General features: G+C 60.9%; 24 protein-coding genes and 1 pseudogene. 9 read left to right on the top strand and 16 right to left on the bottom strand.

Translation table 11 applies throughout. The annotated features are described in order from the left end of the window. Positions 1-74: 74 nt before the first annotated feature. The 3 genes from PG892_RS10535 to PG892_RS10545 all read right to left on the bottom strand — a co-directional run bounded on the left by PG892_RS10535 (position 75) and on the right by PG892_RS10545 (position 2,512). On the bottom strand, positions 75-479 hold the full coding sequence (locus PG892_RS10535) for a g-type lysozyme inhibitor (protein ID WP_128272387.1): 405 nt from the start codon (positions 477-479) through the stop codon (positions 75-77). Positions 480-817: 338 nt separating this feature from the next. Continuing rightward, positions 818-1,591, bottom strand: coding sequence for a hypothetical protein (locus tag PG892_RS10540; protein ID WP_202041451.1), 774 nt, complete (start codon positions 1,589-1,591; stop codon positions 818-820). A gap of 165 nt (positions 1,592-1,756) precedes the next feature. After that, a complete protein-coding gene (locus tag PG892_RS10545; protein WP_270825393.1) occupies positions 1,757-2,512 on the bottom strand; it encodes an EAL domain-containing protein in 756 nt (251 codons plus the stop codon). Between the two features lie 939 nt (positions 2,513-3,451). Here PG892_RS10545 and PG892_RS10550 point away from each other — a divergent pair. Then, complete coding sequence (locus PG892_RS10550; protein WP_080989850.1) at positions 3,452-4,114, top strand: DNA-methyltransferase; 663 nt, start codon at positions 3,452-3,454, stop codon at positions 4,112-4,114. Between the two features lie 92 nt (positions 4,115-4,206). Here the strand turns inward: PG892_RS10550 and glyS are convergent, their stop codons facing one another. Together glyS and glyQ are read right to left on the bottom strand one after the other, a co-directional pair. After that, positions 4,207-6,276: a glycine--tRNA ligase subunit beta gene (gene glyS / locus PG892_RS10555; protein ID WP_202041453.1), complete on the bottom strand. Its 2,070-nt coding sequence runs from the start codon at positions 6,274-6,276 to the stop codon at positions 4,207-4,209. Positions 6,277-6,285: 9 nt separating this feature from the next. Then, positions 6,286-7,209, bottom strand: a complete 924-nt coding sequence (gene glyQ, locus PG892_RS10560) for a glycine--tRNA ligase subunit alpha (RefSeq protein WP_041212022.1) — start codon at positions 7,207-7,209, stop codon at positions 6,286-6,288. A 187-nt stretch (positions 7,210-7,396) separates the two neighbouring features. On the opposite strand from glyQ, the gene PG892_RS10565 reads away from it, so the two are divergent. Next, complete coding sequence (locus PG892_RS10565; RefSeq protein ID WP_210557419.1) at positions 7,397-7,975, top strand: DNA-3-methyladenine glycosylase I; 579 nt, start codon at positions 7,397-7,399, stop codon at positions 7,973-7,975. Between the two features lie 54 nt (positions 7,976-8,029). On the opposite strand, the gene PG892_RS10570 is transcribed toward PG892_RS10565, so the two are convergent. Continuing rightward, positions 8,030-8,590, bottom strand: a complete 561-nt coding sequence (locus tag PG892_RS10570) for a cysteine hydrolase family protein (protein WP_210557412.1) — start codon at positions 8,588-8,590, stop codon at positions 8,030-8,032. Between the two features lie 437 nt (positions 8,591-9,027). Here PG892_RS10570 and PG892_RS10575 point away from each other — a divergent pair, with 437 nt between their 5' ends. Then, positions 9,028-9,270: a hypothetical protein gene (locus PG892_RS10575; protein ID WP_103858857.1), complete on the top strand. Its 243-nt coding sequence runs from the start codon at positions 9,028-9,030 to the stop codon at positions 9,268-9,270. A 163-nt stretch (positions 9,271-9,433) separates the two neighbouring features. Next, positions 9,434-10,090, top strand: a complete 657-nt coding sequence (locus PG892_RS10580) for an OmpA family lipoprotein (RefSeq protein ID WP_010672405.1) — start codon at positions 9,434-9,436, stop codon at positions 10,088-10,090. 138 nt (positions 10,091-10,228) lie between these two features. On the opposite strand, the gene PG892_RS10585 is transcribed toward PG892_RS10580, so the two are convergent. The 4 genes and pseudogenes from PG892_RS10585 to tusA form a co-directional block, all read right to left on the bottom strand. Beyond that, complete coding sequence (locus PG892_RS10585; RefSeq protein ID WP_010672406.1) at positions 10,229-10,336, bottom strand: endoribonuclease L-PSP; 108 nt, start codon at positions 10,334-10,336, stop codon at positions 10,229-10,231. 10 nt (positions 10,337-10,346) lie between these two features. Beyond that, positions 10,347-10,436: pseudogene (locus tag PG892_RS10590) on the bottom strand (endoribonuclease L-PSP); the annotation flags it as partial. Positions 10,437-10,464: 28 nt separating this feature from the next. Beyond that, the gene (locus PG892_RS10595; RefSeq protein ID WP_210557410.1) at positions 10,465-10,812 is read right to left on the bottom strand and encodes a RidA family protein; all 348 of its coding nucleotides are present in this window, start codon (positions 10,810-10,812) and stop codon (positions 10,465-10,467) included. 18 nt (positions 10,813-10,830) lie between these two features. Then, the gene (tusA, locus tag PG892_RS10600) at positions 10,831-11,076 is read right to left on the bottom strand and encodes a sulfurtransferase TusA (RefSeq protein WP_041214136.1); all 246 of its coding nucleotides are present in this window, start codon (positions 11,074-11,076) and stop codon (positions 10,831-10,833) included. Between the two features lie 501 nt (positions 11,077-11,577). Between tusA and PG892_RS10615 the strand changes: the two genes are divergently transcribed. Further along, positions 11,578-11,769: a hypothetical protein gene (locus PG892_RS10615; RefSeq protein WP_270825396.1), complete on the top strand. Its 192-nt coding sequence runs from the start codon at positions 11,578-11,580 to the stop codon at positions 11,767-11,769. Between the two features lie 44 nt (positions 11,770-11,813). On the opposite strand, the gene PG892_RS10620 is transcribed toward PG892_RS10615, so the two are convergent. The 6 genes from PG892_RS10620 to PG892_RS10645 all read right to left on the bottom strand — a co-directional run bounded on the left by PG892_RS10620 (position 11,814) and on the right by PG892_RS10645 (position 21,177). Continuing rightward, positions 11,814-13,070, bottom strand: a complete 1,257-nt coding sequence (locus PG892_RS10620; RefSeq protein WP_210557408.1) for an ABC transporter substrate-binding protein — start codon at positions 13,068-13,070, stop codon at positions 11,814-11,816. Positions 13,071-13,073: 3 nt separating this feature from the next. Further along, entirely contained in the window at positions 13,074-14,519 is a 1,446-nt protein-coding gene (locus tag PG892_RS10625) for an ATP-binding protein (RefSeq protein WP_010672412.1), read from the bottom strand. A gap of 113 nt (positions 14,520-14,632) precedes the next feature. After that, the gene (locus tag PG892_RS10630) at positions 14,633-15,355 is read right to left on the bottom strand and encodes a response regulator (RefSeq protein WP_010672413.1); all 723 of its coding nucleotides are present in this window, start codon (positions 15,353-15,355) and stop codon (positions 14,633-14,635) included. Positions 15,356-15,702: 347 nt separating this feature from the next. Then, positions 15,703-16,866, bottom strand: coding sequence for an acetyl-CoA C-acyltransferase FadA (gene fadA, locus PG892_RS10635; RefSeq protein ID WP_041212017.1), 1,164 nt, complete (start codon positions 16,864-16,866; stop codon positions 15,703-15,705). A 21-nt stretch (positions 16,867-16,887) separates the two neighbouring features. Next, on the bottom strand, positions 16,888-19,035 hold the full coding sequence (gene fadB / locus PG892_RS10640) for a fatty acid oxidation complex subunit alpha FadB (protein ID WP_210557404.1): 2,148 nt from the start codon (positions 19,033-19,035) through the stop codon (positions 16,888-16,890). A gap of 204 nt (positions 19,036-19,239) precedes the next feature. Beyond that, on the bottom strand, positions 19,240-21,177 hold the full coding sequence (locus PG892_RS10645) for an acetoacetate--CoA ligase (protein WP_210557402.1): 1,938 nt from the start codon (positions 21,175-21,177) through the stop codon (positions 19,240-19,242). A gap of 196 nt (positions 21,178-21,373) precedes the next feature. On the opposite strand from PG892_RS10645, the gene pepQ reads away from it, so the two are divergent. The 4 genes from pepQ to hemG are packed head-to-tail and all read left to right on the top strand — an operon-like array spanning position 21,374 to position 25,339. Further along, positions 21,374-22,696: a Xaa-Pro dipeptidase gene (pepQ, locus tag PG892_RS10650; RefSeq protein ID WP_167826483.1), complete on the top strand. Its 1,323-nt coding sequence runs from the start codon at positions 21,374-21,376 to the stop codon at positions 22,694-22,696. After that, positions 22,696-23,313 carry a YigZ family protein gene (locus tag PG892_RS10655; RefSeq protein WP_041212013.1) on the top strand — a complete coding sequence of 206 codons (618 nt, stop codon included), beginning with the start codon at positions 22,696-22,698 and terminating at the stop codon, positions 23,311-23,313. The genes pepQ and PG892_RS10655 overlap by 1 nt, the downstream gene beginning before the upstream one ends. Positions 23,314-23,349: 36 nt before the next feature. Beyond that, a complete protein-coding gene (locus PG892_RS10660) occupies positions 23,350-24,807 on the top strand; it encodes a TrkH family potassium uptake protein (RefSeq protein ID WP_052814712.1) in 1,458 nt (485 codons plus the stop codon). Between the two features lie 7 nt (positions 24,808-24,814). After that, positions 24,815-25,339, top strand: coding sequence for a menaquinone-dependent protoporphyrinogen IX dehydrogenase (hemG, locus tag PG892_RS10665; RefSeq protein ID WP_029313439.1), 525 nt, complete (start codon positions 24,815-24,817; stop codon positions 25,337-25,339). Positions 25,340-25,545: the final 206 nt, after the last annotated feature.

Raw genomic sequence — 25,545 nt, forward strand, 5'->3', positions numbered from 1 at the left:
TGCCAGCACACAATGACAAAGAAGGAGCCTCATGGGCTCCTTCTTGCTTGTCACACAGGCAATATTGGCGTCGGTTACTGAATGCCGACCGACAGGGAGTGGGGGACCTTGGCGCCTTTACGGGCGGTGGCGCGCATCTGGTAGACCTGGATCAGGTACTTGCCCGACTTGGGCAGGGTGCCTTGCCATTTTGTGTCCACGTTGCCGCCGCCCAGTGCCTCGGCCTGACCCGGGATGGCGCCCGGCGCGAAGACGTTGAAGTTGGCATTGGTGCTGCCGGTGATGGCGACCGTCATGGTCTGGCCTTCTTTGGCGCCCAGGGTGTAGTTGATGGTGTCATAACCGGAGAAGGTGCCGTCAACCTTGGCGCTGTGCGTGCCTTTGGCGAAGTGCACCGGCACCGTGGTCACCTTGTCTGCCGCCTGAACCGAGGCCGCCATCATCATGGCCAGCAAGGCGGCCGTTACTGCTTTTTTCATTATGTATTGCTCCTGTGATCGGGCCCTGGCACGGGCCTCGAGGGGAAGATATGCCTGAACGATGACGCGACTCCATCGAAATGATGGGGCGGTCGGAGCGGGGGATGTTGCAAGATTTGGGGTATGCACAGACGGACATGGTGCCTTTTGGCCGCAAGCCAGATGAACACAAGGTCGATGGGGTTTGATATGGCGAGTTCCCTGATACAGGGGGCGTTTTTGTCAACGTGGTGTTGACGAACAGGGTGCCCGCTGCGGCCATGAGTCTGCGACAGAATTGATCGCCCCGGGTCTCCTGCATGGTCAGGGCGCGGGAGGGCGTGCGGAAAAAGAGGACGTTAAGGTTGGCTGGTGCCCTCAGCCGCCATGGCCTGCTGCTGATAGCGCGCCACCGTGCCGTCCTGCTTCATTTGCCGGATCACGCTGGCAAGGGGGGCCAGCAGATCCTGATGCCGTTCGTGCAGGTAGACGTAAGAATCGGCCAGCTCCATCACCCCGGCGGAGTAGATGCCGGCATAGCCCGGGTCCTGGCGCGTCAGGGCGGCCAGGGCCTGGCTGGCAATCAGGGTCTGCTCCACATAGAGGTCACTGCGCCCCTTGAGCAGCTTGCCCATCCCCTGCTCGGCGGTGGTGATGGCAAAGAGCCGGTCCGGTGCCACCACCTTGCCCAGCATCATCTCCGGCAGCTTGGCGCCACGGCGAAACTCGACCCGATAACCGGTGCCCTGCAGGCTGTGCCACCCCTGCAACTGGATCCCGGGCTGGTGGGCATAGGCCTGATAGGAGACGGCGAAATGGGGCTCGGGCACGCGCTGGAGGGTGCGGGTCTGCTGCTGGTAGCTGGCGGCGCGGTGGATCTCGCCATCGACCTGTCCCTGCTCTGCCAGCAGGGGGGCCCGTCCCCCGGGGTAGCCCTGGTACTGGAAGTCATAGCCCAGGCGGGCGAACGCATCCCGATAGATGAGATCGAGCCAGCGACCATAGGGGGACTCCCTGGTTTCAAGGGAGCTCACCAGTGTGATGTTGCCCCCGCCTTGCGCCCCCCATACCTGGAAGGCCAGCAGCAAGAGCAGTGAAAGAGCGAAGAAGCGGTATCCTGAAACCTGCGCCATGGTGTCCCTGTCAGAGCGGTGGTTGCAAAGGGTGACAGTCCTATCCTAGCCCAGGGGGTTGCCCGGTCCAGCGCTTTCTGCCGTCCGCCCGTGGATACCCTCCGGGCCGCCTCCCGTCCCGCCTTGCCCGAATGAACGACAACAAAGGGAGATGGCCAGCGGCGCTCACAGGCTGGCGAAATCCACCTCGGGCAGGGTTTCGAAGCCGGGGCGGGCAAACAGATAGCCCTGCATCAGGCTGACGCCCATCTCCCGCAGGCAGGCCATCTCGTCGCGGGTCTCGACCCCCTCCGCCAGCGGGGTGATCTGCAACTCCGTAAACAGCGCCAGACAGTGGCGAACGATGGCCTGACGGATCGGGTCCTGGTCGATGCCGCGCAGCAGGTGCATATCGAGTTTGATGATGTCGGGGCGAAAATCGGCCAGCAGGCTCAGGCCCGAGTAACCGGCGCCAAAGTCGTCGATCGCCGTCTTGAAGCCAAGGGCCTGATAGTGATCGACGATGCCGCGAATATGGCGGTTGTCCTGCACCTGTTCCACCTCGGTCAGCTCGAACATGATCTGCTCGATGGGAAAGAGATGCTCGCGGGCCGCCTGCAACGTGGTGCGGATGCAGCGCTCCGGGCGATAGACCGCATTGGGCAGGAAGTTGATGCCCCGCATGTCGAGGCGGGCGGCCAGCGCGATGGCCTTGATCCGGCACAGCTGATCGAAGCGGTAGCGGTTGTCGTCGTTGACCCGATCAATCACGCTCTGCGCCGGCTCGTTGTTGAGCCCCCGCACCAGCGCCTCATAGCCGAAGATGGTGTGCTTGCTGCAATCGACGATGGGCTGAAAGGCCATGGTGAAGTCGAAGTCGAGATCTGCTTTCTCCTGACACAGCTGGCAGATAGCGGGGGACGGGGCGGCAGGTATATCCATGACTCTCCTCTCGGGGCGTGGCGGCGCTGGGGACTGACTCAAATGATAACAGCTCGGCTCCGCCAGCAGGGTAATTTCCCGGTAATACGCAGCCACTCCCCTTGAGGCACCAAACGTTACCCCGTTTTCTGCAAGATATGCGGCAAGGGCGGGTGAGGGTTGTTCCGCTTGTTTGCCAGAGATCGGGCGATGCCCCGCAGGCACCCGTTAGCGTTGCTGGTGGCCGCCAACTCAGCCAAGGTTGTCGGTATAAACAAAATTTATGGGTTTTCGGATAATGACCAAATTTTTACTTATGTATGCTCGCAGTGTGCCCTGATGCCGCAGTTTGGCCCGTTCACCGCCCGCAAGGGGCAATGGCCGATCTTGATCAACCGGCATAGCGCGTCAGCCAATGCCCTGCAGGTTCGATTAGCGCAGCGTCATCGGACGATCGAGTGGCCTTGGTTGCGGATGTTGCCGTGCAACAGAGGCGGCCAGCCGGAGGGGAGAATTCGGCTGGCCGTTATGGCGGGAGAGTCTATTTACGCGAACGTCCGATTACGCCTGACGGCTAATCGAACCTACGGGCTTAATGATTAGTACAACGATACAGATCACAAACCAACTTGATCTCCTTTGAGTCCTTCATCTGATGCGAAGTATATTAAATGAAGGCTATGCAAAAAGGAGGATTAAGCTATGCCTGATTTGAGTCATGCTCGTTGTCCTTGTCGGGGATGTGGTAAAGTGGCTAACACAGCCGAAGAAGTAGAGATCTTGTTTGGAATTAGGAACATGGGGGATGGGAGGACGATCGTACAATCCTACTGCCGTGAATGCCGAGGGCTTCATTGTGAGGCTGGTGATCCTAAATGTAACAACTCATAATATCTGGTAGCAAGTGAGGCAGGGGTTTTAACCTGCCTCTAAATATTTCTGCGTTCTTTTGGAAATTATATGAATGAAATCTTTAAGATGGATGCAATTGAGTGGTTGAGGACTCTTCCCAAGAATAGCATTGATCTTTTTATAACTGATCCTCCTTATGAATCTCTTGAGAAGCACCGAAAAGTAGGAACAACTACGCGTCTTAAAGATAGTAAGTCCTCTAGCAATCAATGGTTTGATATCTTCCCAAATGATAGATTCGAGGAGTTATTCATAGAAATATATAGGGTGCTCAAGAAGAACACTCATTTTTATCTTTTCTGTGATCAAGAGACAATGTTTATTGTCAAGCCGCTGGCGGAAAAAATAGGGTTTAAGTTTTGGAAGCCTATAGTTTGGGATAAATGCTCTATGGGCATGGGATATCACTATAGGGCAAGATACGAGTTTATCTTGTTTTTTGAAAAAGGAAAACGAAAGCTTAATAACTTGGGTATTCCAGATGTTTTGCAGTGTAAACGAGTATGGCGAGGTTATCCTACTGAAAAACCAGTTGAGATTATTGAAATATTAATATCCCAGAGCTCATTAGAAAATGATGTTGTTGCCGATTCTTTCTTTGGGTCAGGCTCAACATTGGTAGCTGCAGTTAATACATCAAGAAAGTACCTTGGTTGTGATATTTCTACTTCAGCGCATGAGTGTTTTATAAACCGGATGAAAAAGTCTTAATCAAATTAAATAAAAGTATCTCAAAAATTCAAGATGTTTATAAAAACGGCGCCTTAACGGCGCCGTTTTTAATATCACTGACTCAACCAAGATCACTGCAGCAGGGAGATATCCGCGACTTGCAGGAAGAGGTTGCGCAGGTTGTTCAACAGTGCCAGACGGTTGGCCTTGAGGGCCTCGTCGTCGGCCATCACCATGACTTCGTTGAAGAAGGTGTCGACCGGCTCGCGCAGGGCGGCCAGACGGGTGAGGGCGGCCTGATAGTCACCGGCAGCGAACAGCGGGGCCAGTTCGGCTTGCAGTGCTGCAACCTGGGTGGCCAGCGCCTGCTCGGCAGCATCGACCAGCAGTTCCGGTTTGACGGCAGTCGGCAGATCGCCTTCGACCTTGGCCAGAATGTTGCTCACGCGCTTGTTGGCGGCGGCCAGGGCCAGGGCTGCATCCAGGGTGCGGAAGTGGCTGACGGCCTTGACGCGGCGATCGAAGTCCAGCGGACGGGTCGGGCGGCGGGCCAGTACGGCCAGCACCACGTCGGCACCGATGCCTTCGTCCTGATAGGCGGCGCGGAAGCGGCCCAGCATAAAGTCGACCACGTCGGTGACGACGGTTTTGTTGGTCAGCTTGTCGCCGTAGACGCGTACCGCTTCTTCAACCAGTTCAACCAGATCCAGATCCAGTTGCTTCTCGGTCATGATGCGCAGGGCACCGATGGCGGCGCGACGCAGGGCGAACGGGTCCTTGTCACCCTTGGGCAGCATGCCGATGCCGAAGATACCGGCCAGGGTGTCGAACTTGTCGGCCAGCGCGACGGCGCAGGCCACCAGACCGGACGGCAGGGCATCGCCGGCAAAGCGCGGCATGTACTGCTCGTTGAGGGCCACGGCAACCGCTTCGTCTTCGCCATCGTGACGGGCGTAGTGCATCCCCATGACACCCTGGGTGTCGGTGAACTCGCCGACCATGTTGGTCATCAGATCACACTTGGAGAGCAGACCGGCACGCTTGGCCTGAGCCACGTCGGCGCCGATGCGCTCGGCGATAAAGCCGGCGACGGTCTCGATGCGCTCGACCTTGGCCTTGACGGTGCCCAGCTGCTGCTGGAACAGCACGGTTTCAAGGCGCGGCAGGCGGGAGGCCAGGGTCTGCTTGAGGTCGGTCTTGAAGAAGAACTCGGCGTCTGAGAGACGGGGGCGAACTACCTTCTCGTTGCCGCTGATGATCTGGCTCGGGTCTTTGGACTCGATGTTGGTGACGAAGATGAACTTCGGCAGCAGCTTGCCGTGCTTGTCGTAGACCGGGAAGTACTTCTGGTCACCCTTCATGGTGTGAACCAGCGCTTCAGCCGGAACGGCCAGGAACTTCTCTTCGAAGTTGGCGGTCAGCACCACCGGCCACTCGACCAGTGCGGTCACTTCTTCCAGCAGGGCGTCGTCCAGATCGGCTACGCCACCGAAGGCGGCAGCGGCCGCTTCGACGTCAGCCTTGATCTTGGCCTTGCGCGCCATAAAGTCGGCAATCACCATGCCGCGCTCCTGCAGGATCTGCGGGTACTGGCTGGCGTTGTCGATGGTGAACTCGCTCTCGCCCATAAAGCGGTGACCGCGAAGGGTGCGGGCAGAGTCGATACCCAGAATGTGGGCGGGCACCAGCTCGCCATCCAGCAGCAGGGTCACGGTGAAGACCGGACGCACGAACTGGATGGTCTTGTCGCCCCAGCGCATCATTTTTGGGATCGGCAGTTTGGCCAGCGCCTGGCTAACCAGCTCGCCCAGCAATTCTTTGGCCGGACGGCCTTCAACCTTGGCGGTGTGAACCAGCCACTCGCCCTTGTCGGTGACCAGACGCTCGGCCTGCTCAACGGTGATGCCGTTGCCACGGGCCCAGCCTTCGGCAGCCTTGGTCGGCTTGCCTTCGGCATCGAACGCCTGAGCCACGGCCGGGCCGCGCTTCTCGACGCTCTTGCTCGGCTGTTCGCCAGCCAGCTCGCTTACCTTCAGCGCCAGACGGCGCGGTGAGGCAAACCACTCGACGTCGCCGAAGGCCAGATCGGCCTTGGTCAGTTCGGCTTTGAAGTTGTCGGCAAAGGCTTCGGCCAGGGAGCGCAGGGCTTTGGGCGGCAGCTCAGCAGTACCGATCTCTACCAGAAATGTATGTTGTGCCATGTCCGTTCCTTAACCTTGCTTGTTCTCTGTGCGCTGACACATGGGGAAACCCAGCGCTTCGCGGGAGGCGTAGTATGCCTCTGCCACGGCCTTGGTCAGGGTGCGAATGCGCAGGATGTAGCGCTGACGCTCGGTGACCGAGATGGCCTTGCGGGCATCCAGCAGGTTGAAGGAGTGAGCGGCTTTGAGGATGCGCTCGTAGGCAGGCAGCGGCAGCGGTTTTTCCAGTGCCAGCAGATTCTGGGCTTCCTTCTCGTACTGCTCGAAGCAGTGGAACAGGAACTCCACATCGGCGTGTTCGAAGTTGTAGGTGGATTGCTCCACTTCGTTCTGGTGGAACACGTCGCCGTAGGTGGTCTTGCCCAGGGGGCCGTCAGACCAGACCAGATCGTAGACGCTGTCTACGCCCTGGATGTACATGGCCAGACGCTCGAGACCGTAGGTGATCTCGCCGGTGACCGGCTTGCACTCGAGGCCGCCAACTTGCTGGAAGTAGGTGAACTGGGTCACTTCCATGCCGTTCAGCCACACTTCCCAACCCAGACCCCAGGCACCCAAGGTCGGGTTTTCCCAGTTGTCTTCCACGAAGCGGATGTCGTGGATTTCAGGATCCATACCCAGCTCTTTCAGGGAGCCCAGATAGAGTTCCTGAATGTTGTCGGGGGAAGGCTTGATGATCACCTGGAACTGGTAGTAGTGCTGCAGGCGGTTCGGGTTTTCACCGTAGCGGCCGTCAGTCGGACGGCGGGACGGTTGTACGTAGGCGCAGGCGATGGGCTCCGGGCCCAGGGCGCGCAGGCAGGTCATGGGGTGGGAGGTACCGGCACCCACTTCCATATCCAGCGGCTGAATGATGGTACAGCCCTGGCGGGACCAATAGTCCTGCAACTGCAGGATCAGGCCCTGAAAGGTTTTGACATCGAATTTTTGCATAGTGTTTTTCGCGCGAAATGAAATCAGAGCAAGATTTGCTGAATGTGAACCGAGGGAGTATACCGTCTGGCATGGTCGGATAATAGGCGAAATTACAGGGGATTAGTGGGGCTATGTTGCCGCTTGCCCTATGATGTCGCCGACGCAAGCGGCCTGCCGATGGCCGATGAAAAACAGGGGAGAGGAAATGGAACTGCGCTGCGCCTGGGTGACCAGAGACCCGGAATACATCGAATACCATGACAAGCAGTGGGGCAGGCCGGTGTATGACGCCCGCGAGTTGTTTGCCAAGCTCTGCCTCGATGGTCAACAGGCGGGGCTGTCGTGGATCACCATCCTCAAGCGCACCGAGAGCTACCATCGCGCCTATGCGGATTTTGATCCGGTGCGCATCGTGCAGTTCGACGAGCAGGATGTGGAACGGCTGATGCAGGATACCGGCATCATCCGCAACCGGCTCAAGGTGCAATCGATCATCAAAAATGCCCGCGCCTATCTGGCGCTGGAGGCCGAGGGCATCGACTTCGTCGATTATCTGTGGAGTTTTGTCGGCGGCGCCCCCATCGTCAACCAGCGTCAGGGCAACGGCGACATTCCGGCGACCTCACCAGAGTCGGATGCCATGTCCAAGGCCCTCAAGAAGCGCGGCTTCACCTTCGTCGGCAGCACCATCTGCTACGCCTTCATGCAGGCGGTGGGCATGGTGAACGATCATCTGGTGACCTGCCCTTGCCACGCCGAGTGCCAGCAAGCAGCGGCGACGTGAAGGGGAAATGCACGAAGAAGGGAGGCTCAGGCCTCCCTTCTTTTTTGCTCTGAATCAGCAGGGCTCAAGGGTGCGGCCGAGCGCCTCGCACACCTCGTCGCTGCTCATCAGCCGCACGAAGGGGCCGGCCAGGGTGGCGTTGTGATGGGCGATGATCTGGGGGGCGGTCAGTTGCGGCGTGTCCATGCAGGTGTGGGAATCGCTCACCAGCACCACTGTGTAGCCGAGATCTGCCGCCGCCCGGCAGGTGGTGTCGATGCAGTACTGGGTCTTCATGCCGGTGACGATCAGGGTCTGCACGCCGTCCTCTTTCAGCCAGCCATCGAGACCGGTGCCATGGAAGGCGCTGGGGCGCTGCTTGTCGAACACCCGATCGGCCTCGCCGACGACCAGCTCAGGTGCAAGCTGCCAGAACGGACTGCCGGCGGCGATGGGGCTGCCGGCCGGGACCGTGTGGCGCACCGCCAGCACAGGGAGAGCGGCACTGCGGGCCGCCTGGCTCAGGCGATTGATGTTGGCCAGGGTCTCGGCCCCGGCATGGGGGGCTTCCGGGCCGTGAAGGAGGCCCACCTGGATGTCGATGATGAGCAGCGCGGGGCGGGAAAGGGACGACATGGTCATGGCTCCGTGAGAAATGTCACCCACTCTGGGGCCATGGGCTCTAATGAGACAACCCCGCATCTGGTGGGCAACCACTCCAGACTCCGGGAGCATGTTCCGTTGCGCCGGGCTGGGCCGGGAGCATTTTCGCCCCTCGGTACAGCCGGGATACAGTCACACGGGTTCACCATCGGGAGCGTCATCACGAGGGAATCCCATGTCACTGAGCGCCGTTCGCCCTCTCTTCCCCGGTTGTCTGAGCCTGATCGGCTGCACCCTGGGGATGACGTTGCTCGTCAGGGCAAACATGAGGGGAAGCCGGCCCTGTGCAAGAAGGTCCGAGGCTGCACAGACGACGCTCCGAGGGCCGAGTTGGCGCTACCGGGATCCTGCCCCTCCCCTATCATTGAAAGACGCCGGACCGGTTCAGGTTGTCTGGCGAAGGAGCCATCATGAAGAAGTCCGTATTGGCGCTGCTTGCCGCCACCGCCTTGCTGGCCGCCCTGCCTGCACAGGCCACCAAGCAGGCCCTGGAGCGCCGTGACGCCCGCGATGTGCGTCAGGATACCCGTCAGGGGTCCCGTGACGCGAAACAGGCGTGTCGTGAGGGGCTGGTGGGCAATGCCGACTGCCGCCAGGAGCATCGTGACAACAAGCAGGAGGGGCGAGACAAGGCCCGGGATATCAAATATTGATGCGGGCCCGTCCGAAGATGGCCTGCACCGGGTAAGTCGCTAGGGGCAGGGGGGCATGTTGCCCCCCTGCCCATCTTCGCAATGCGCGCGTCACACTCTGGCGCCTCTCTGGGTTAGAATGAGCGGCCATCGGCTAGAGTCGTTCTTTTTCAGAGGTTTTTTCATGCATTTCAAGAAACTGGTTCCTGCACTTGCCCTGACCGTCGCCATCACTGGCTGTACCACCAACCCTTATACCGGTGAATCCCAGACCTCCAAGGGCGCCTGGGGCGCGTTGGCGGGTGCGGCGACCGGCGCAGCCGTGGGGGCGCTCTCCTCCAGCAAGGGCGACCGCAAAAAGGGCATCCTGACTGGCGTCGCCGCCGGTGCGGCCCTGGGTGGCGGTATCGGTTACTACATGGATGTGCAAGAAGCCAAGCTGCGCGAGAAGCTGCAAGGCACCGGCGTCAGCGTGACCCGCAACGGTGATCAGCTGATCCTCAACATGCCGAACAACGTCACCTTCGACAGCTCCAGCGCCCAGCTGAAAGCCGCCGGTGCCAACACCCTGTCCGGCGTGGCCCTGGTGGTTGCCGAGTTCGACAAGACCCGTCTGAACGTGGTCGGCCACACCGACAGCACCGGCTCCCGCGAGCTGAACATGAAGCTCTCCCGGGATCGCGCCGATGCCGTCGCCGCCCAGCTGATCGGCCAGGGCGTGTCCGGCAGCCGCATCGCCATCAGTGGTGTGGGCCCGGATCAGCCGGTGGCCAGCAACAGCACCGCCGAAGGCAAGGCCCAGAACCGTCGGGTGACCATCACCCTGACCCCGACCGCCTAAGAGGTCCGGTTCGATGCCATGAAAAAGGCCCCGCCAGCGATGGCGGGGCCTTTCTATTGGCGCCGGTGCGTGCCCTTTGCTCCTTGCCCCCTTCTCCCCTTGCGGGAGAAGGGTCGGGGATGAGGGGATAACCGCCTCTTAGACAGCCGCAGTCAGCTGCACTTCCACCTTGTAGCCTTCGTGGGCGAGGCGGGCCTGTACGCAGGCGCGGACCGGGGCTGTGTCGGCATCAGGGGAGCCAGGCATCCCGCTTTGTTTAGACAGCGGCAGTGAGCTGTACTTCCACCCTGTAGCCTTCGTGGGCGAGACGGGCCTGCACGCAGGCGCGCACGGGGGCTGTGTCGGCATCAGGGGAGACAGGCATCCCGTTTTGATTAGACAGTGGCAGTCAGCTGTACTTCCACCCTGTAGCCTTCGTGGGCGAGACGGGCCTGTACACAGGCGCGGACCGGGGCTGTGCCGGCCGGGATCCAGGCATCCCACTGCGCGTTGAAGGCGGCGATGTCTTCAATGTCCTTGAGATAGATGTTGGCCACCAAGATCTTGTCGACGCCGGAGCCGTTGGCTTCCAGCAGACGCTGCAGGCTTTCCAGCACTTCACGGGTCTGCTGGTGGATGTCGGCGGTCTCGGTGGCGGGCACTTCCACCACGTAGAGGGTGCCGTTGTGGATGACCACATCAGACCAGCGCTGGGTGGTCCCGATACGGGTAATGGATGTCATGTTTGCTCCGGTACGGGGTTATTGACCCTTGCGGATCAGGTAGCGGTAAGGGGCCTGCTCAGTCTCGCTGGCGACCAGGGTATGGTCCATGAAGCGGCAGAAGCTGGGAATGTCGCGGGTGGTGGAGGGGTCGTCGGCGCTGACCAGCAGGGTCTCCCCATCCGCCATCAGCCGCACTTTCTTGCGAACCATCATCACGGGTTCGGGGCAACGAAGCCCGATTGCGTCCAGCTCGTGGGTCGCATTGCAGAATTCAGTACTCATGAATAATCAACCTTCAGCCGCACCTTCTTGCGCGCTATCGTCACGGGGTCGGGGCAACGAAGCCCGATTGCGTCCAGCTCGTGGGTCGCATTGCAAAATTCAGTACTCATGAATAATCAACCTTCAGCCGCACCTTCTTGCGCGCTATCGTCACGGGTTCGGGGCAACGAAGCCCGATTGCGTCCAGCTCGTGGGTCGCATTGCAGAATACAGTACTCATGAATAATCAACCTTCAGCCGCACTTTTTTACGCACCATCATGACAGGTTCGGGACAACGAAGCCCGATTGCGTCCAACTCGTGAGTCGCGTCGCAGAATAAAGCACTCATCAATAATCAACCTTCAACCAAATCAGCTGCCAATGATACTCACGGCGAAAAAATAATCAAACGACCTGGGCTGTCAACAGCATATGTAACCAAAGTGTTATCCGGCCCTACCCACACCCCGCCGTATGAGTAATATAAAAATTGAACCATATTCAACAAGGAGGTGTGAATATGCAGGTCTCCTACGGCAGATTACAAGCCTACGCAGGCATGGGGTTCTTGTCGTTCGCCATGATAGTGCTGGGCAGCCCGATCGGTAATACCGGTACTTGGTTCGGCTCCATGGCGATGATAGGGCTGGGGCTCTGGATCGAGCTCAGTGACTACTACGACGAGGATGAGGACGAGAACGATCCCTCCTGAGAGCCTGGCTCTCGGCACTCAAAGGCGGACGATGTCCGCCTTTGTCATTTCTGCTCCGCGCCTGAACGGGTCGAGCGCATGGCGCGTTCCAGCTGCTGCGCCGTCTGCTCGGGGTTGGCCCTGGCGTCGTTGAAGAAGCTGCTCAGCACATCCATGATCCCCTGGCGCATGTTGGTGGGCACCGCCATCCCCTCCGCCATGCTGGGCAGCAGGTTGTCCTGTTGCTCGGCGTGGAGGAAATCCTGATAGGAGCGGATGGCGCAGCGATCGAACTTGCTCATGTCCGGCTTGATGAGCGCCGGGATGGAGCCCTTCACCCGGTTGAACTCCTCCTGAAAGCGCGGCGTCATCAACAGCCTGGCCAGCTCGCCCTGGGCCTGCAACTGGGCGGGATCCCGCTGCTTGAACATGGCGATGGAGTCGAGGTTGTAGCTGAACAGTCCCTGGCTGCCCGGGCTTGGCAGGCACTCGATATCCTCGCCGGGGCGGTAGTTGCCGGCGCTCAGCTCCCCTTTCACCCAGTCCCCCATCACCTGCATGGCGGCGCCGCCGCTCTCCAGCAGGTTGGTGGCCTGGTGCCACTTCAGGCCGGCGTATTTCTCGGGCACATAAGCGCGCAACTGCTGGAAGCGGGTCAGCACCCGTACCATGTCGGGGCCGGTCAGGGTGGCGCTGTCCTGTTCGAGGAAGGCCTTGCGATAGAAGGTCTTGCCCCCTTCGCCGAGGGCCACCGTTTCGAACAGCACCGCGATTTGCCAGGGTTCATTGCCGATGGCGAGGGGGGTGATGCCCTGCTCCTTGAGCTTGTCCGCCACCGCCACGAACTTAGCCCAGTCGGTGGGGGGCTTGAGCCCCTGTCGCTCGAATACCTTGCGGTTGAGCCACAGCCAGTTGACCCGGTGGATGCCGGTGGGAACCGCCATCAGGGCGCCGTTCTGGCTGAGGGTATCGCGCACCATGGGGGGCAGCTGAGGGTACCAGCCGAGGTGCTCGGCCATGGGGGTGAGATCGCGCAGAAAGCCCAGGCTGCCCCACTCGTGCAGCTCGAACCCCTTGAGGTGGGCCGCCTCCGGCGGGTTGGCCGCCAGGGCCCGGCTCTTGAGCACCGTCATGGCGCTCTTGCCGCCGCCCCCCTGTACCGCGAAGTCGTTCCACTGGTTGCCCTGCTCGGCCCACTCGGACTTGAGCACTTCCACGGCCCTGGCCTCGCCGCCGGAAGTCCACCAGTGCAACACCTCCACCTGGGAGGCGCCGACGGGCAGGGAGAGCAGGGCGATGACAGAAAAAGACAACCACTTCATACATTACTGCCTTGGTAGGGAGAGGGTGGCCTGCAGGCCGCCCTGGGGGCGATTTTCCAGCACCAGGTCGCCGCCGTGGGCGTGGGCTATGTTGCGGGCGATGCCAAGGCCCAGCCCGGTGCCGGCGGCATCGGTGCTGAGGCGGTAGTAGGGCTCGAAGATGCGCTCGAACTGATCGTCCGGCAGACCGGGCCCCTCGTCCATGATGAAGAGGATCAGCATCTCCTCGTCATCCATGATGATGATGCGCACCTTCTGGCCGTACTTGATGCCGTTGTCCACCAGGTTGCCGATGCAGCGCTTGAGGGCCAGCAGCTTGCCGCGATAGGGCCACTTGCAGTGCCCCTCGATGGTGAGCAGATCCTCGTGCAGGTTCATGGCCTCCGCCATCTGCTCCAGCAGGGCGTTGACGTCGATCTGCTCGAGGTTCTCGTGAATGTCCGTCTCTTTGACCGTCTGCAGCGCCCCTTTGACCATCAGCTCCAGCTCGTCCAGGTCCTTGTTGAACTTGGCGATCTGCACCTCGTCGTCCAGCAGTTCGACCCGCAATCGCAGCCGGGTGATGGGGGTCTTGAGGTCGTGGGAGATGGAGCTGAAGAGGCGCTCCCGATCGTCGATGAAGCGGCGAATGCGCTGCTGCATGATGTTGAAGGCGCGGGTCGCCGCCACGATTTCGGAGGCACCCTCCTCCTTGAGGGACGGCTGGTCGATGTCCTTGCCGAGGTTGACCGCCGCCTTGGCGAGGCGACGCAGGGGGCGGGTCTGCCAGCGCACCAGCATGAAGGTGAAGAAGCAGAGGAAGACCGTCATCAGGGCGATGAAACGCACCTGGTTGCTCGGCATCACGGTGTCATCCAGCGTCATGTAGGGGGCGGGCAGCAGGGCCGCCAGATAGAGCCACTCCCCCGGTTCTATCTCGATCTGGGTCACCAGCACCGGCGGATTGATGGGCTCCAGGGACAGGGTGTAGCGGGCCCAGGAGGAGGGGAGATCCGCCAGCAGGGTGTCGTTGTTGAAGACGTGCAGCTCCTCGGGGCGGGAGAAATCCACCTTGATCGCCATGGCGTCGGAGAGTTTGCGGCTGAGCACCTCCTGCACCTCTTTGAGCACCAGCGTCTTGCGCTCGCTGTCGGGGATGGCGCTGATGTGGATCTCTTCCTCGTTCAGGGAGACGAAGAAGCGGCTGCCCCCCATGTTGCGCAGCTGATCCAGGGCGATGTGGCGGTATTGCAGGGGCAGGGACTTGAAGAAGTTGACGGTGGAAGCCGCCGACAGCGCCAGGTTGCGGGTGGTGCTGAGCATGCCCTCCAGCTCCCGCTTCTGGATCTGCTGCATCCAGATGCCGGTGAGGATGGTCTGGGAGAGCAGGATGGCGAGCAGCAACAGCAGCAGCATCCGCGACAGCAGGGAGCGGGGCACCAAGGCCCGCCAGAACTTCTGCCCCGTCATGGCAGCGTGTGTCTCTTGTCGATCAGCATGGGGTGCTTACCTCTGTGCCTTGCCATTGCCCCGTGATGGGTCTCTCTTCTGCCCGTTCAAGGTCTCGCCGTAGCGTCTGTCTGCTACGGGATCTCGTGGACTTCGGCGATCAGCATGTAGCCGCTGCCGCGAATGGTCTTGATGATGCGAGGGCTCTTGCCGTTGTCACCCAGCTTCTGGCGCAGGCGGCTGATCTGCACATCGATGCCGCGCTCCATGGGCAGGCTCTCGCGACCGCGGGTGGCGTCCGAGATGGTATCCCGGTCCAGGACCACGCCGGGCTGTTGCAGGAACATGCCGAGCAGCAGGGCATCGCTGCCGGAGAGATCCAGCAGGCTGCCATCTTCGTGGGTCAGCTGGTGGCTCAGGGTGTCCAGGGTCCACTCGGCGAAGCGCAGCCGACGGCTCGGTTCCTTTTCTTTCTCCGGCTGGCGGAATTCGGCGCGGCGCAGCAGCGCCTTGATGCGGGCCTGCAGTTCGCGCGGGCTGAACGGCTTGGCGATGTAGTCGTCGGCGCCAAGTTCCAGACCGATCACCCGATCCGCTTCGTCGGAGGCGGCGGTCAGCATGATGATGGGTACCTGGGAGTCGCGGCGTATCTGCTGGCAGAGGGTAAAGCCGTCGTCGCCGGGCATCATGATGTCCAGAATGATGAGGTCCGGGCTGTGCTGGGCCAGTTGTTGGCGCATCTCGTTCCCTTCGGCCGCGGTCAGTACCTCGAAACCAGCCCGGGTCAGGTACTCGTTGAGCAGCTCGCGGATCTCCCGATCGTCGTCGACGATAAGCAGTTGTTTGCTCGTTGACATATGTATGTGCATCCACCCATTTTTTTGTGCAGATTGAACCTGTCGAGGGAGTAAAAAGCAAGCAAGCCCCCCCTCTAATGTGAAGTTATGGGCAATATAGCCTCAGGATTGGCCCCGATCGCGGGAAAAGAATAAAAAAGGCCGACCCAAACGGGCCGGCCAACACGCAGATTCCGACGGCAGGAGCGCACCCCGTGTGGCGCGTTCCACAGACTCGACAGCAGGGTCGGCAGGCCGACCCGGTATTCGTGATGGGGCCGCTGTGCCGGGAAGCAGGGCCGCCTTCTGTCTGTTGTTGCCGCCCCGAGGCGGCGTCCCTGACCGGTGAGCGGTCAGGAGTGATTCACTTACACCCGTTCGAACACGGTGGCGATGCCCTGACCCAGGCCGATGCACATGGTGGCGACTCCCAGGGTGGCGTCCTTCTCTTCCATCAGGTTGATCAGGGTGGTGGAGATGCGGGCACCGGAGCAGCCGAGCGGGTGACCCAGGGCGATGGCGCCACCGTTGAGGTTCACCTTCTCGTCCACCAGGTCTTGCAGACCCAGATCCTTCACGCAGGGGAGGGACTGGGCGGCAAACGCCTCGTTCAGCTCGAAGAGGTCGATGTCGCCGACGGTCAGCCCGGCTCGCTTGAGCGCTTTCTGGGTGGCCGGCACCGGGCCGTAACCCATGATGGCGGCGTCACAGCCGGCGATGGCCATGGCGCGCACCCTGGCGCGGGGCGTGAGGCCGAGGGCCTTTGCACGGTCCGCACTCATCACCAGCATGGCGGCGGCGCCATCGGACAGGGCCGAGGAGGTGCCGGCGGTGACGGTACCGTTGACCGGGTCGAACACCGGGCGCAGCTGGCTCAGCGTCTCGACCGTGGTCTCGGGGCGGATCACCTCGTCATAGTCGTAGAAGAAGCGGGCGCCGCTGGCGTCGTGCCCTTCCAGCCCGACGATCTCCTTGGCAAAACGCCCTTCCACGGTGGCGGCGTGGGCACGGCGGTGGGAGCGGGCGGCAAACTCGTCCTGCTGCGATCGGCTGATGCCGTGCAGCTTGCCGAGCATCTCGGCGGTCAGCCCCATCATGCCGGAGGCTTTCGCCACCGACTTGGCCATGCCGGGGTGGAAGTCGACGCCGTGGCTCATGGGCACGTGACCCATGTGCTCAACGCCACCGATGATGAAGATGTCGCCGTCACCCACCTGAATGGCACGGGAGGCGTCATGCAGTGCCTGCATGCTGGAGCCGCACAGGCGGTTGACGGTAACCGCCCCCACCTGCTTGGGAATGCCGGCCAGCAGCGCGGCGTTGCGGGCGATGTTGAAGCCCTGCTCCAGGGTCTGCTGCACGCAGCCCCAGTAGATGTCCTCGATCTCGTTCGGGTCGAGGTTGGGGTTGCGCAGCAGGATGGATTTCATCAGGTGCGCGGACAAGTCTTCTGCACGCACGTTGCGGAAGGCGCCGCCCTTGGACCGGCCCATCGGGGTCCGGATACAGTCGACAATGACTACGTCTTTCATGAATGGATCTCCTTTCCGCAATCAGTAGAAGGTGTTGCCCTGGGCGGCCATCTCACGCAAGCGGTCGCTGACGCGGTAGAGCGGGCCCAAGTCGGCATACTGGTCGGCCATGGCCACGTAGCGATCCAGACCGATAGTGTCCAGATAGCGGAACACGCCGCCGCGGAAGGGAGGGAAGCCCAGACCGTAGACCAGCGCGATGTCGGCTTCGGCTGGCGTGGCGACTATGCCCTCTTCCAGGCAGAGCACCACCTCGTTGATCATCGGGATCATCATGCGGGCGATGATGGCGTCCTTGTCAAAGTCCTGCTTCGGCTTGGCGATGGGGGCCAGCAGCTCGTAGCTGGCTGCGTCGGCCACCTTCTTCGGCTTGCCCTTCTTGTCCTGCTCGTAGGCGTAGAAGCCCTTGCCGTTCTTCTGACCGAAGCGGCTGGCGTCATACATTACGTCGATGGCGGTACGACCTTCCTTGCTCATGCGCGCCGGGAAGCCTTGCGCCATCACGTCACCGGCGTGGTGGCCGGTGTCGATGCCGACCACATCCAGCAGGTAGGCAGGGCCCATGGGCCAGCCGAACTCCTTCTCCATCACCTTGTCGACGGCGGCGAAGTCGGCGCCATCGGCGACCAGCTTGTTGAAGCCGAAGAAGTAGGGGAACAGCACGCGGTTCACGAAGAAGCCGGGGCAGTCATTGACCACGACCGGGGACTTGCCCATGGCGGCGGCGTAGGCCACCACGCGGTTGATGGTTTCATCGGAAGTTTGCTCGCCGCGGATGATCTCCACCAGTGGCATGCGGTGCACCGGGTTGAAGAAGTGCATGCCGCAGAAATTCTCGGGGCGCTTCAGTCCCTTGGCCAGCAGGGAGATGGGGATGGTGGAGGTGTTGCTGGCGAGCACGGCGTCTTCGCCGATGATCCCTTCCACTTCACTCAGCACGGCCGCCTTCACTTTCGGGTTCTCGACCACGGCTTCGACCACCACGTCCACATGCTTGACGTTGTCATAGCTGAGGGTCGGCGTGATGGCGGAGAGCACCTGGCCCATCTTGATGCCGTCGATGCGACCGCGCTCGAGCTGGCCGTTGAGCAGCTTGGTGGCCTCATTCATGCCAAGTGCCAGCGCCTTCTCGTTGATGTCCTTCATCACCGCCGGGATGCCTTTGCTGGCAGACTGGTAGGCGATGCCGCCCCCCATGATGCCGGCACCCAGCACGGCGGCATGGCCGGTGGCCTTGTTTGCCTGCTTGGCGGCCTTCTTGGCCAGCGCCTTGATGTGTTGATCGTTCAAGAAGATACCGACCAGCGCCTTGGCCACGTCGGTTTTCGCCAGCTTGATGAAGGTGGCGGCCTCGGCGGCCAGCGCTTCATCACGGCCCATGCCGGCGGCGGCTTCCACCGTCTTCACGGCGGCCATGGGGGCCGGATAGTGTTTGCCCGCCACGGCGGCAACCATGCCGGCGGCGGTGGTGAAGCTCATCATGGCTTCCAGTTTGGAGAGGCGCAGCGGGGCCTTCTTGGCGGCACGGCGGCCCTGCCAGTCCAGCTTGCCCTTGACCGCGTCCTTGATCATCTGCACGGCGGCGCTGTGCAGCGCGTCCGGGGCGACCACGGCGTCGATGGCGCCCACCTTGAGGGCGTCATCGGCACGGTAATCCTTGCCGGTGGTGATCCACTCCAGCGCGTTGTCGGCACCGATCACCCGCGGCAGACGGACAGTGCCGCCAAAGCCCGGCATGATGCCGAGCTTGGTCTCGGGCAGGCCGATTTTGGCGCTGGTATCAGCCAGGCGGAAATCGGTGGAGAGAATAGTCTCGCAGCCGCCACCCAGGGCGTGGCCCTTGATGGCAGACAGGGTCGGCACCGGCAGATCTTCGATGGCGTTGAAGATGTCGTTGGCCTTTTTCAGCCAGCCGAGCAGGTCTTCTTGCGGCAGATCGAACAGTTCCAGGAATTCGGTGATGTCGGCGCCGACAATGAAAGCGTCTTTGCCGGAGGTGAGGATCAGACCCTTCAAATCGGCTTGTTGCTGTAATGCGGCGATCGCTTCGCTCAGGGAGAGCAGGGTAGCGCGATCCAGCTTGTTGACTGAACCCGGGGCATCGAACCTCAGCTCGGCAATGCCGTCTTCGAGGTAGCTGACCGTCAGGGTTTCGCCTTGGTAGATCATGAGAGTGTCTCCTTGTTCCCACTCTGTGGGGAATGGTGCTCCTTTATCCCCAGCAGGGGGCGAGGCTCACTATTGATCCAAAAGGAGACATTTTCAACACCTATTTAAAACATTTGTTTAACAGTTATCGAGTAAAAGCTCTTCATCACAAAACGGGCAAAAAAGAGGCGCCTTGCGGCGCCTCCGATGGAGATGAGCGTGGTATCAGCTAGCCAGTTCCGGCCGATTGCGATACTGGTTCAAGACCTCGGGATCGGCGAGGGCGTGGGTGTTGTTGACGGGGCGGTTGTGCACCACTTCCCGCACCGCCAGCTCCACTATCTTGCCGGACTTGGTGCGTGGGATGGCATCCACCTGCAGGATGCGGGCAGGCACATGACGGGCGGTGCAGTGCCGCTTGATCTGCTGGCAAATCCGCTCACGCAGTCCGTCGTCCAGCTTGCAACCCGCCTTGAGCTTGACGAACAGCACCACCCGCTCGTCCTGTTTCCATTGCTGGCCGATGACGATGCTCTCTTCCACCTCGTCGAGTTGTTCCACATAGCGGTAGATCTCGCTGGTGCCGATGCGCACGCCGCCCGGGTTGAGGGTCGCGTCGGAGCGGCCGTAGAACAGGATGCCGCCAGTCGGGGTCAGCTCGATCCAGTCCCCGTGGCACCAGATGTTGTCGAACCGCTCGAAGTAGGCGGCGTGGTATTTGTCGCCGTTCTCATCACCCCAGAAGTAGATGGGCTGGGCCGGGAACGGCTTGGTGCAGACCAACTCGCCCTTTTCCCCCAGCACCGGCTGGCCCGCCTCGTTGAATACCTGCACCGCGAGACCGAGGCCGCGCCCCTGGCTCTCGCCGCGATAGACGGGGCTCAAGGGGTTGCCGATGACGAAGCAGGAGCAGATGTCGGTGCCGCCAGAGATGGAGCTGAGCTGCACATTCTGCTTTATCTGCTGGTAAACGTAGTCAAACCCCTCCGGCGACAGCACGGATCCGGTGCTGCAGATGAGGCGCAGGGCAGGCAGGTCGTGGGTATTGATGGGGGCATAACCCTGTTTGTGCAGCGCATCGAGATACTTGGCCGAGGTGCCGAACAGGGCGACCTCTTCGTCCCGTGCCAGATCCCACAGCACGTTGCCATCCGGGTAGAAGGGGGAACCATCGTAGAGCACCAGGGTGGCGCCGGAGGCGAGGGCGCTCACCAGCCAGTTCCACATCATCCAGCCACAGGTGGTGAAGTAGAAGATGCGCTCCCCCGGCTTGATGTCGCAGTGCAACTGGTGCTCTTTCAGGTGTTGCAGCAGGGTGCCGCCGATGCCGTGCACGATGCACTTGGGTTTGCCGGTGGTGCCGGAGGAGTAGAGGATATAGAGCGGGTCGTTGAAGGCCATGGGCTCGAAGGCGAGCTGGGCATCATGCTGGCTTGCCAGCAGTTGCTGCCAGTCGTGACCAAGCTGCCGCGGGTTGCCGAGCAGAGGGATCAGCACCGTCTGCTCTATGCTGTCGAGCTGACCGACGACGCTGGCCACTTTGTCCTGAATGTCGATGGCCTTGCCGCCGTAGCGGTAGCCATCCACCGCGAACAGCACCCTGGGACGGGTCTGACCGAAGCGCTCCACCACGCTGGCCTCGCCAAAATCGGGGCTGGTGGAGGTCCAGATCGCGCCGAGGCTGGTGGTTGCCAGCATGGCTACCACGGTTTCCGGGATATTGGGCAGGTAGGCTGCGACCACATCACCTCGGCCTATGCCCTGGCTGCGAAGCCAGTGGGCCAGGCGGGCGACCTGATCTGCCAGCTCATGCCAGCTCAGGGTCCGGCTTGGGCCCCCTTCGATGCGGGAGATGATGGCCGGGCTCTCATCCTGACGGCGCAGCAGGTTCTCGGCGAAGTTGAGCTGGCTGTCGGGGAACCAGCGGGCGCGCTGCATATCCTGGCGGTTCTCCGCCACAATGTTGCCAAGCTCGCCCTTGACGCCGCAGTGCTGCCACACCAGGGGCCAGAAGCGGGTGGTCTTCTCCACCGACCATTGATACAGGTCGGCATAGCTGCGCAGTTGCAGACCATGGAAGTGATTGACCTCGGCCATGAACTGGTGGAGGTTGGAGTGCTGCATCCTGTCCTGATCCGGTGTCCACAGACAAAGGTTTTGCATGAGTCGTTCCTGACGGCTGATATCTACTGTCTGTGGGCAGTGTATTGAATTGTTCTTTGTTTGTTAATTGTCTGTTTTATCTTCATAACAAAAAGCCTGTAACCTATGCGTTACCTCACGAAGCGAAAGCCGGGTGGCTCGAGCCTTGATTCGCTTGATGTTATGCTGAAGTCACATTCGCCCGGAGCAGGACGCCATGAGCAGTTACAGCCAACTTTTTGCCCAGCATCTCGACACCCTTCAGCAGCGTACCCGCGACATCCTGCAACAACAGGGTCTTGGCGGTCTCGCCATCCACTCCGGCCAGACTCATCGCATCTTTCTCGATGACCAGGATTATCCCTTCAAGGTGAATCCCCAGTTCAAGGCCTGGTTGCCGGTGCTGGACAACCCTCACTGCTGGTTGCTGGTGGACGGGGTGAACAAGCCGGTGCTGCTGTTCTACCGGCCGGTGGACTTCTGGCACAAGGTGGCGGAGTTGCCCAACGCCTTCTGGGTCGATTTCTTCGACATTCGCTTCCTGACTCGCCCGGAGCAGGTTGCCGATCACCTGCCGGCCAACAAGCAGGAGTGGGCCTATCTGGGCGGCCATCTGGAAGTGGCCGAGCTGCTGGGACTGGGCCAGCCCAATCCGGAGGCGGTCCTCAACTACCTGCACTACCACCGTGCCTACAAGACGCCCTATGAGCTGGAATGTCTTCGCGATGCCAACCGCATCGGCGTGCGCGGCCACATCGCAGCCAAGGACTCCTTCATGGCGGGGGCGAGCGAGTTCGAGATCAACCTGGCCTACATGAAGGCGGTCGGACAGGGGGCCAATGAGGCGCCCTACGGCAACATTGTTGCCATCAACCGCAATGCGGCCATCCTGCACTACACCCATCTCTCCACCCAGCGGGTGCCGGATGCGGAGCGTTACTCCTTCCTCATCGATGCCGGCGTGGACGTGCACGGTTATGCCTCCGACATTACCCGGACCTGGGCCTGGCGCCGCGGTGAGTTCGCCGATCTGATCGCAGCGCTGGATGCACAGCAACAGGAGATCATCGACGAGATCAAGCCGGGCCGCCGCTACAGCGAGCTGCACCTGCAGATGCACCACAGGCTGGCGCGCCTGCTGCAAGCCACCGAACTGGTAGACATGTCGGTGGATGAGATGATCCACACCGGGGTGACCAATGTCTTCTTCCCCCACGGTCTCGGCCACTTCCTCGGCCTGCAGGTACACGATGCCGGCGGCTTCATGCAGGATGAGCGCGGCACTCACCTGGCGGCCCCCGAGCAGTTCCCCTATCTGCGCTGCACCCGGGTGATGGAAGTGGGCCAGGTGTTCACCATAGAGCCGGGTCTCTACTTCATCGACAGCCTGCTGGAGCCGCTGCGCCAGGGTGAGCAGGGCAAGCGGGTCAACTGGAACAAGGTGGAGGCGCTGCGTCCCTATGGTGGTATTCGCATCGAGGACAACGTGGTGCTGCATGCCAACGGGGTGGAGAACCTGACCAGACAAGCAGGGCTCTGATGGCGACGGATTACCCCATACCGGCAGCCCCGCTGGAGGTGAGCGAAGAGATCAAGAAGAGCCGCTTCATTACCTACATCGCCCATACTCCGACCGTCGAGGCCGCCAAGGCCTGGATAGACGAGATCAAACAGCAACACCCGGGAGCCCGGCATCACTGCTGGGCTTTTGTCGCCGGCGCCCCCCAAGACAGCCAGGTTTATGGTTTCAGTGATGATGGCGAACCCTCGGGCACGGCGGGCAAGCCCATGCTGGCCCAGTTGATGGGGGCTGGTCTGGGTGAAGTCGCCGCCGTGGTGGTGCGCTATTACGGTGGCGTGCTGCTGGGGACCGGTGGCCTGGTCAAGGCCTATGGTGGTGGTGTGGGGGCAGCACTCAAGCAACTTGAAACCTGTATCAAGCGTCAGCTGACCTCTTCCGTGATCCAGTGTGACTACACCGACATGGGGGCCGTGGAGTCACTCATCTCTGTCCATCAAGGGCAGTTGCTGGTGGCCGATTATGGTGCCAGCGTCACCCTTCAGGTAGCGTGGGAGTCTGCGCTCTGGGCCCGTATCGCACAGGAATTGACCGACCGGACCCAGGGTCGGGTATCCCTTCGTCCCTTAGATGGCTAGAATCCATCGCTCTTTTAGTCTGAAGAGGGAGCCGGAATGCAGATTCTGAGCATCATTCGTATCGTCGGTCTGCTGGTTGCCCTGTTCAGCTCGACCATGCTGCTGCCCGCGATGGTCGCTTTTGGGTATCGTGATGGCGGTGGTACCGAGTTCGTCAACTCCTTCGTCATAGCCCTCCTGCTCGGCCTCCTGCTCTGGTTTCCCAACCGCCATCAGAAAAAGGAACTCAGGTCCAAGGAAGGCTTCCTCATCGTGGTGCTGTTCTGGGTGGTGCTGGGGAGCGTGGGTGCCGTCCCCTTCATCATGAGCGACACGCCTGACATGTCGGTCTCGGAGGCATTTTTCGAGTCGTTTTCCGGCCTGACTACCACGGGCGCAACGGTGCTGACCGGGCTGGACAATCTGCCCAAGGCGTTTCTCTTCTACCGCCAGCTGCTGCAATGGCTCGGTGGCATGGGGATCATCGTGCTGGCGGTGGCCGTGCTGCCACTTCTGGGTATCGGGGGTATGCAGCTCTATCGCGCCGAGATCCCGGGGCCCGTCAAGGACAACAAGGTGACCCCGCGCATCGCCGAGACGGCCAAGGCGCTCTGGTTCATCTATCTGTTGCTGACCTCCCTCTGCGCTCTCGCGTACTGGATGGCGGGAATGACGTTGTTCGATGCCATCTGCCACTCCTTCTCCACCTTGTCGGTTGGGGGGTTCTCGACCCACGACGCCAGCATCGGTTTCTTCGACAGCCCGGCCATCAACCTGATCACAGTGGTGTTCCTGTTGCTGGCGAGCGTCAACTTCGCGCTTCACTTCATGGTATTTGCCCACAAGCCGGTGCGCGTGAGCAGCTATCTGCGGGACTCGGAGCTCAAAGTGTTTCTGAGCATCCAGTGCGTGCTGGTGTTGATCTGTTTCGTCTCTCTGCTGTTCCACGGTCATTACGCCACCTGGCAGGAGGCGCTCAACCACGGTCTGTTCCAGGCGGTGTCGCTGGGCACGACCACGGGGTACAGCACCACCAGCTATGCGGATTGGCCCTCCTTCCTGCCCATGCTGTTGATGTTCTCTGCCTTCATCGGCTGTTGTGCCGGCAGTACCGGGGGGGGCATCAAGGTGATGCGTTTCATGATCCTGTTCCTGCAGGGGATGCGTGAACTCAAACGGCTGGTGCATCCGCGGGCCATTTACACCCTGAAGCTGGGACGCCGCGCCGTACCGGAACGGATCGTGGAAGCGGTCTGGGGCTACTTTGCCACCTACATCATTCTGTTCTTCATCTTCATGCTGTTGCTGCTGATGACGGGGCTGAACGAAGTGACGGCCTTCTCCGCCGTGGCTGCGGCATTCACCAACGTGGGGCCGGGTCTGGGGGAGGTGTCGGCCAACTTCGGCAATATCTCGGCCACTGCACAGTGGATATTGATCGTGGCCATGTTGTTTGGTCGATTGGAAATCTTCACACTTCTGGTACTGTTTACTCCTGCATTCTGGCGTAGTTGAGGTTGGTATGGACAAGATTTTGGTGCTTTATTCTTCCCGGGACGGGCAAACGCGGAAAATCGTGGATGTCATGCTGGAGGAAATATCAGGATGCGAAGTGGTGATGCACGACCTGCACACCCTGCCCATGTGCAACCTCAGCAAGTATGCCAAGGTGTTGATTGGTGCTTCCATTCGCTACGGTAACTTCCACCCCAGCCTGCTCAGCTTCATACACGCACATCATGAACAGCTGGAAGTAGCCAATGCGGCGTTCTTCTGCGTGAACCTGACGGCACGCAAGCCCGAGAAGCAGACGCCGCAGACCAACGCCTACATGAAGAAGTTTCTGCGCCTCTCTCCCTGGAAGCCCAAAACTTTGGGGGTGTTTGCCGGGGCATTGCAGTACTCCCGTTACAACTGGTGGCAGACCCGCATCATCCAGTTGATCATGAAGATCACCGGGGGCAGCACGGATACCAGCAAGGATCTGGAATTCACCGACTGGGACAAGGTGCGCGGCTTTGCCCGTGAGTTTTGGTCAAAAAAGTAACAGTGACGTCATTCAAAGCGGCCAGAGCCCTGCGTAAGCAGGGCTTTTTGTTTGATAAGTAGGCGTTCGAGCCACAAATCGGTAAAAAGGACTATTTTTCGCATAATAGCCCTTGTCATCACGGCGCGGCTCCCTATAATGCGCCCCTACCAGCACGGCGGAACACGCCAACCTGATGAGCCAGCTTCCTTAGGAAGTGGGCGCCG

The organism is Aeromonas sp. QDB68 (assembly GCF_027707405.1).
Taxonomy (GTDB): Bacteria; Pseudomonadota; Gammaproteobacteria; order Enterobacterales; family Aeromonadaceae; genus Aeromonas; species Aeromonas caviae.

What these genes read in the sequence shown, in the direction of transcription:
- PG892_RS10535 (WP_128272387.1), bottom strand. Translation starts at nt 479, where the DNA reads ATGAAAAAAGCAGTAACGGCCGCCTTGCTGGCCATGATGATGGCGGCC.
- PG892_RS10540 (WP_202041451.1), bottom strand. Translation starts at nt 1,591, where the DNA reads ATGGCGCAGGTTTCAGGATACCGCTTCTTCGCTCTTTCACTGCTCTTG.
- PG892_RS10545 (WP_270825393.1), bottom strand. Translation starts at nt 2,512, where the DNA reads ATGGATATACCTGCCGCCCCGTCCCCCGCTATCTGCCAGCTGTGTCAG.
- PG892_RS10550 (WP_080989850.1), top strand. Translation starts at nt 3,452, where the DNA reads ATGAATGAAATCTTTAAGATGGATGCAATTGAGTGGTTGAGGACTCTT.
- glyS (WP_202041453.1), bottom strand. Translation starts at nt 6,276, where the DNA reads ATGGCACAACATACATTTCTGGTAGAGATCGGTACTGCTGAGCTGCCG.
- glyQ (WP_041212022.1), bottom strand. Translation starts at nt 7,209, where the DNA reads ATGCAAAAATTCGATGTCAAAACCTTTCAGGGCCTGATCCTGCAGTTG.
- PG892_RS10565 (WP_210557419.1), top strand. Translation starts at nt 7,397, where the DNA reads ATGGAACTGCGCTGCGCCTGGGTGACCAGAGACCCGGAATACATCGAA.
- PG892_RS10570 (WP_210557412.1), bottom strand. Translation starts at nt 8,590, where the DNA reads ATGTCGTCCCTTTCCCGCCCCGCGCTGCTCATCATCGACATCCAGGTG.
- PG892_RS10575 (WP_103858857.1), top strand. Translation starts at nt 9,028, where the DNA reads ATGAAGAAGTCCGTATTGGCGCTGCTTGCCGCCACCGCCTTGCTGGCC.
- PG892_RS10580 (WP_010672405.1), top strand. Translation starts at nt 9,434, where the DNA reads ATGCATTTCAAGAAACTGGTTCCTGCACTTGCCCTGACCGTCGCCATC.
- PG892_RS10585 (WP_010672406.1), bottom strand. Translation starts at nt 10,336, where the DNA reads ATGCCTGGCTCCCCTGATGCCGACACAGCCCCGGTCCGCGCCTGCGTA.
- PG892_RS10595 (WP_210557410.1), bottom strand. Translation starts at nt 10,812, where the DNA reads ATGACATCCATTACCCGTATCGGGACCACCCAGCGCTGGTCTGATGTG.
- tusA (WP_041214136.1), bottom strand. Translation starts at nt 11,076, where the DNA reads ATGAGTACTGAATTCTGCAATGCGACCCACGAGCTGGACGCAATCGGG.
- PG892_RS10615 (WP_270825396.1), top strand. Translation starts at nt 11,578, where the DNA reads ATGCAGGTCTCCTACGGCAGATTACAAGCCTACGCAGGCATGGGGTTC.
- PG892_RS10620 (WP_210557408.1), bottom strand. Translation starts at nt 13,070, where the DNA reads ATGAAGTGGTTGTCTTTTTCTGTCATCGCCCTGCTCTCCCTGCCCGTC.
- PG892_RS10625 (WP_010672412.1), bottom strand. Translation starts at nt 14,519, where the DNA reads ATGACGGGGCAGAAGTTCTGGCGGGCCTTGGTGCCCCGCTCCCTGCTG.
- PG892_RS10630 (WP_010672413.1), bottom strand. Translation starts at nt 15,355, where the DNA reads ATGTCAACGAGCAAACAACTGCTTATCGTCGACGACGATCGGGAGATC.
- fadA (WP_041212017.1), bottom strand. Translation starts at nt 16,866, where the DNA reads ATGAAAGACGTAGTCATTGTCGACTGTATCCGGACCCCGATGGGCCGG.
- fadB (WP_210557404.1), bottom strand. Translation starts at nt 19,035, where the DNA reads ATGATCTACCAAGGCGAAACCCTGACGGTCAGCTACCTCGAAGACGGC.
- PG892_RS10645 (WP_210557402.1), bottom strand. Translation starts at nt 21,177, where the DNA reads ATGCAAAACCTTTGTCTGTGGACACCGGATCAGGACAGGATGCAGCAC.
- pepQ (WP_167826483.1), top strand. Translation starts at nt 21,374, where the DNA reads ATGAGCAGTTACAGCCAACTTTTTGCCCAGCATCTCGACACCCTTCAG.
- PG892_RS10655 (WP_041212013.1), top strand. Translation starts at nt 22,696, where the DNA reads ATGGCGACGGATTACCCCATACCGGCAGCCCCGCTGGAGGTGAGCGAA.
- PG892_RS10660 (WP_052814712.1), top strand. Translation starts at nt 23,350, where the DNA reads ATGCAGATTCTGAGCATCATTCGTATCGTCGGTCTGCTGGTTGCCCTG.
- hemG (WP_029313439.1), top strand. Translation starts at nt 24,815, where the DNA reads ATGGACAAGATTTTGGTGCTTTATTCTTCCCGGGACGGGCAAACGCGG.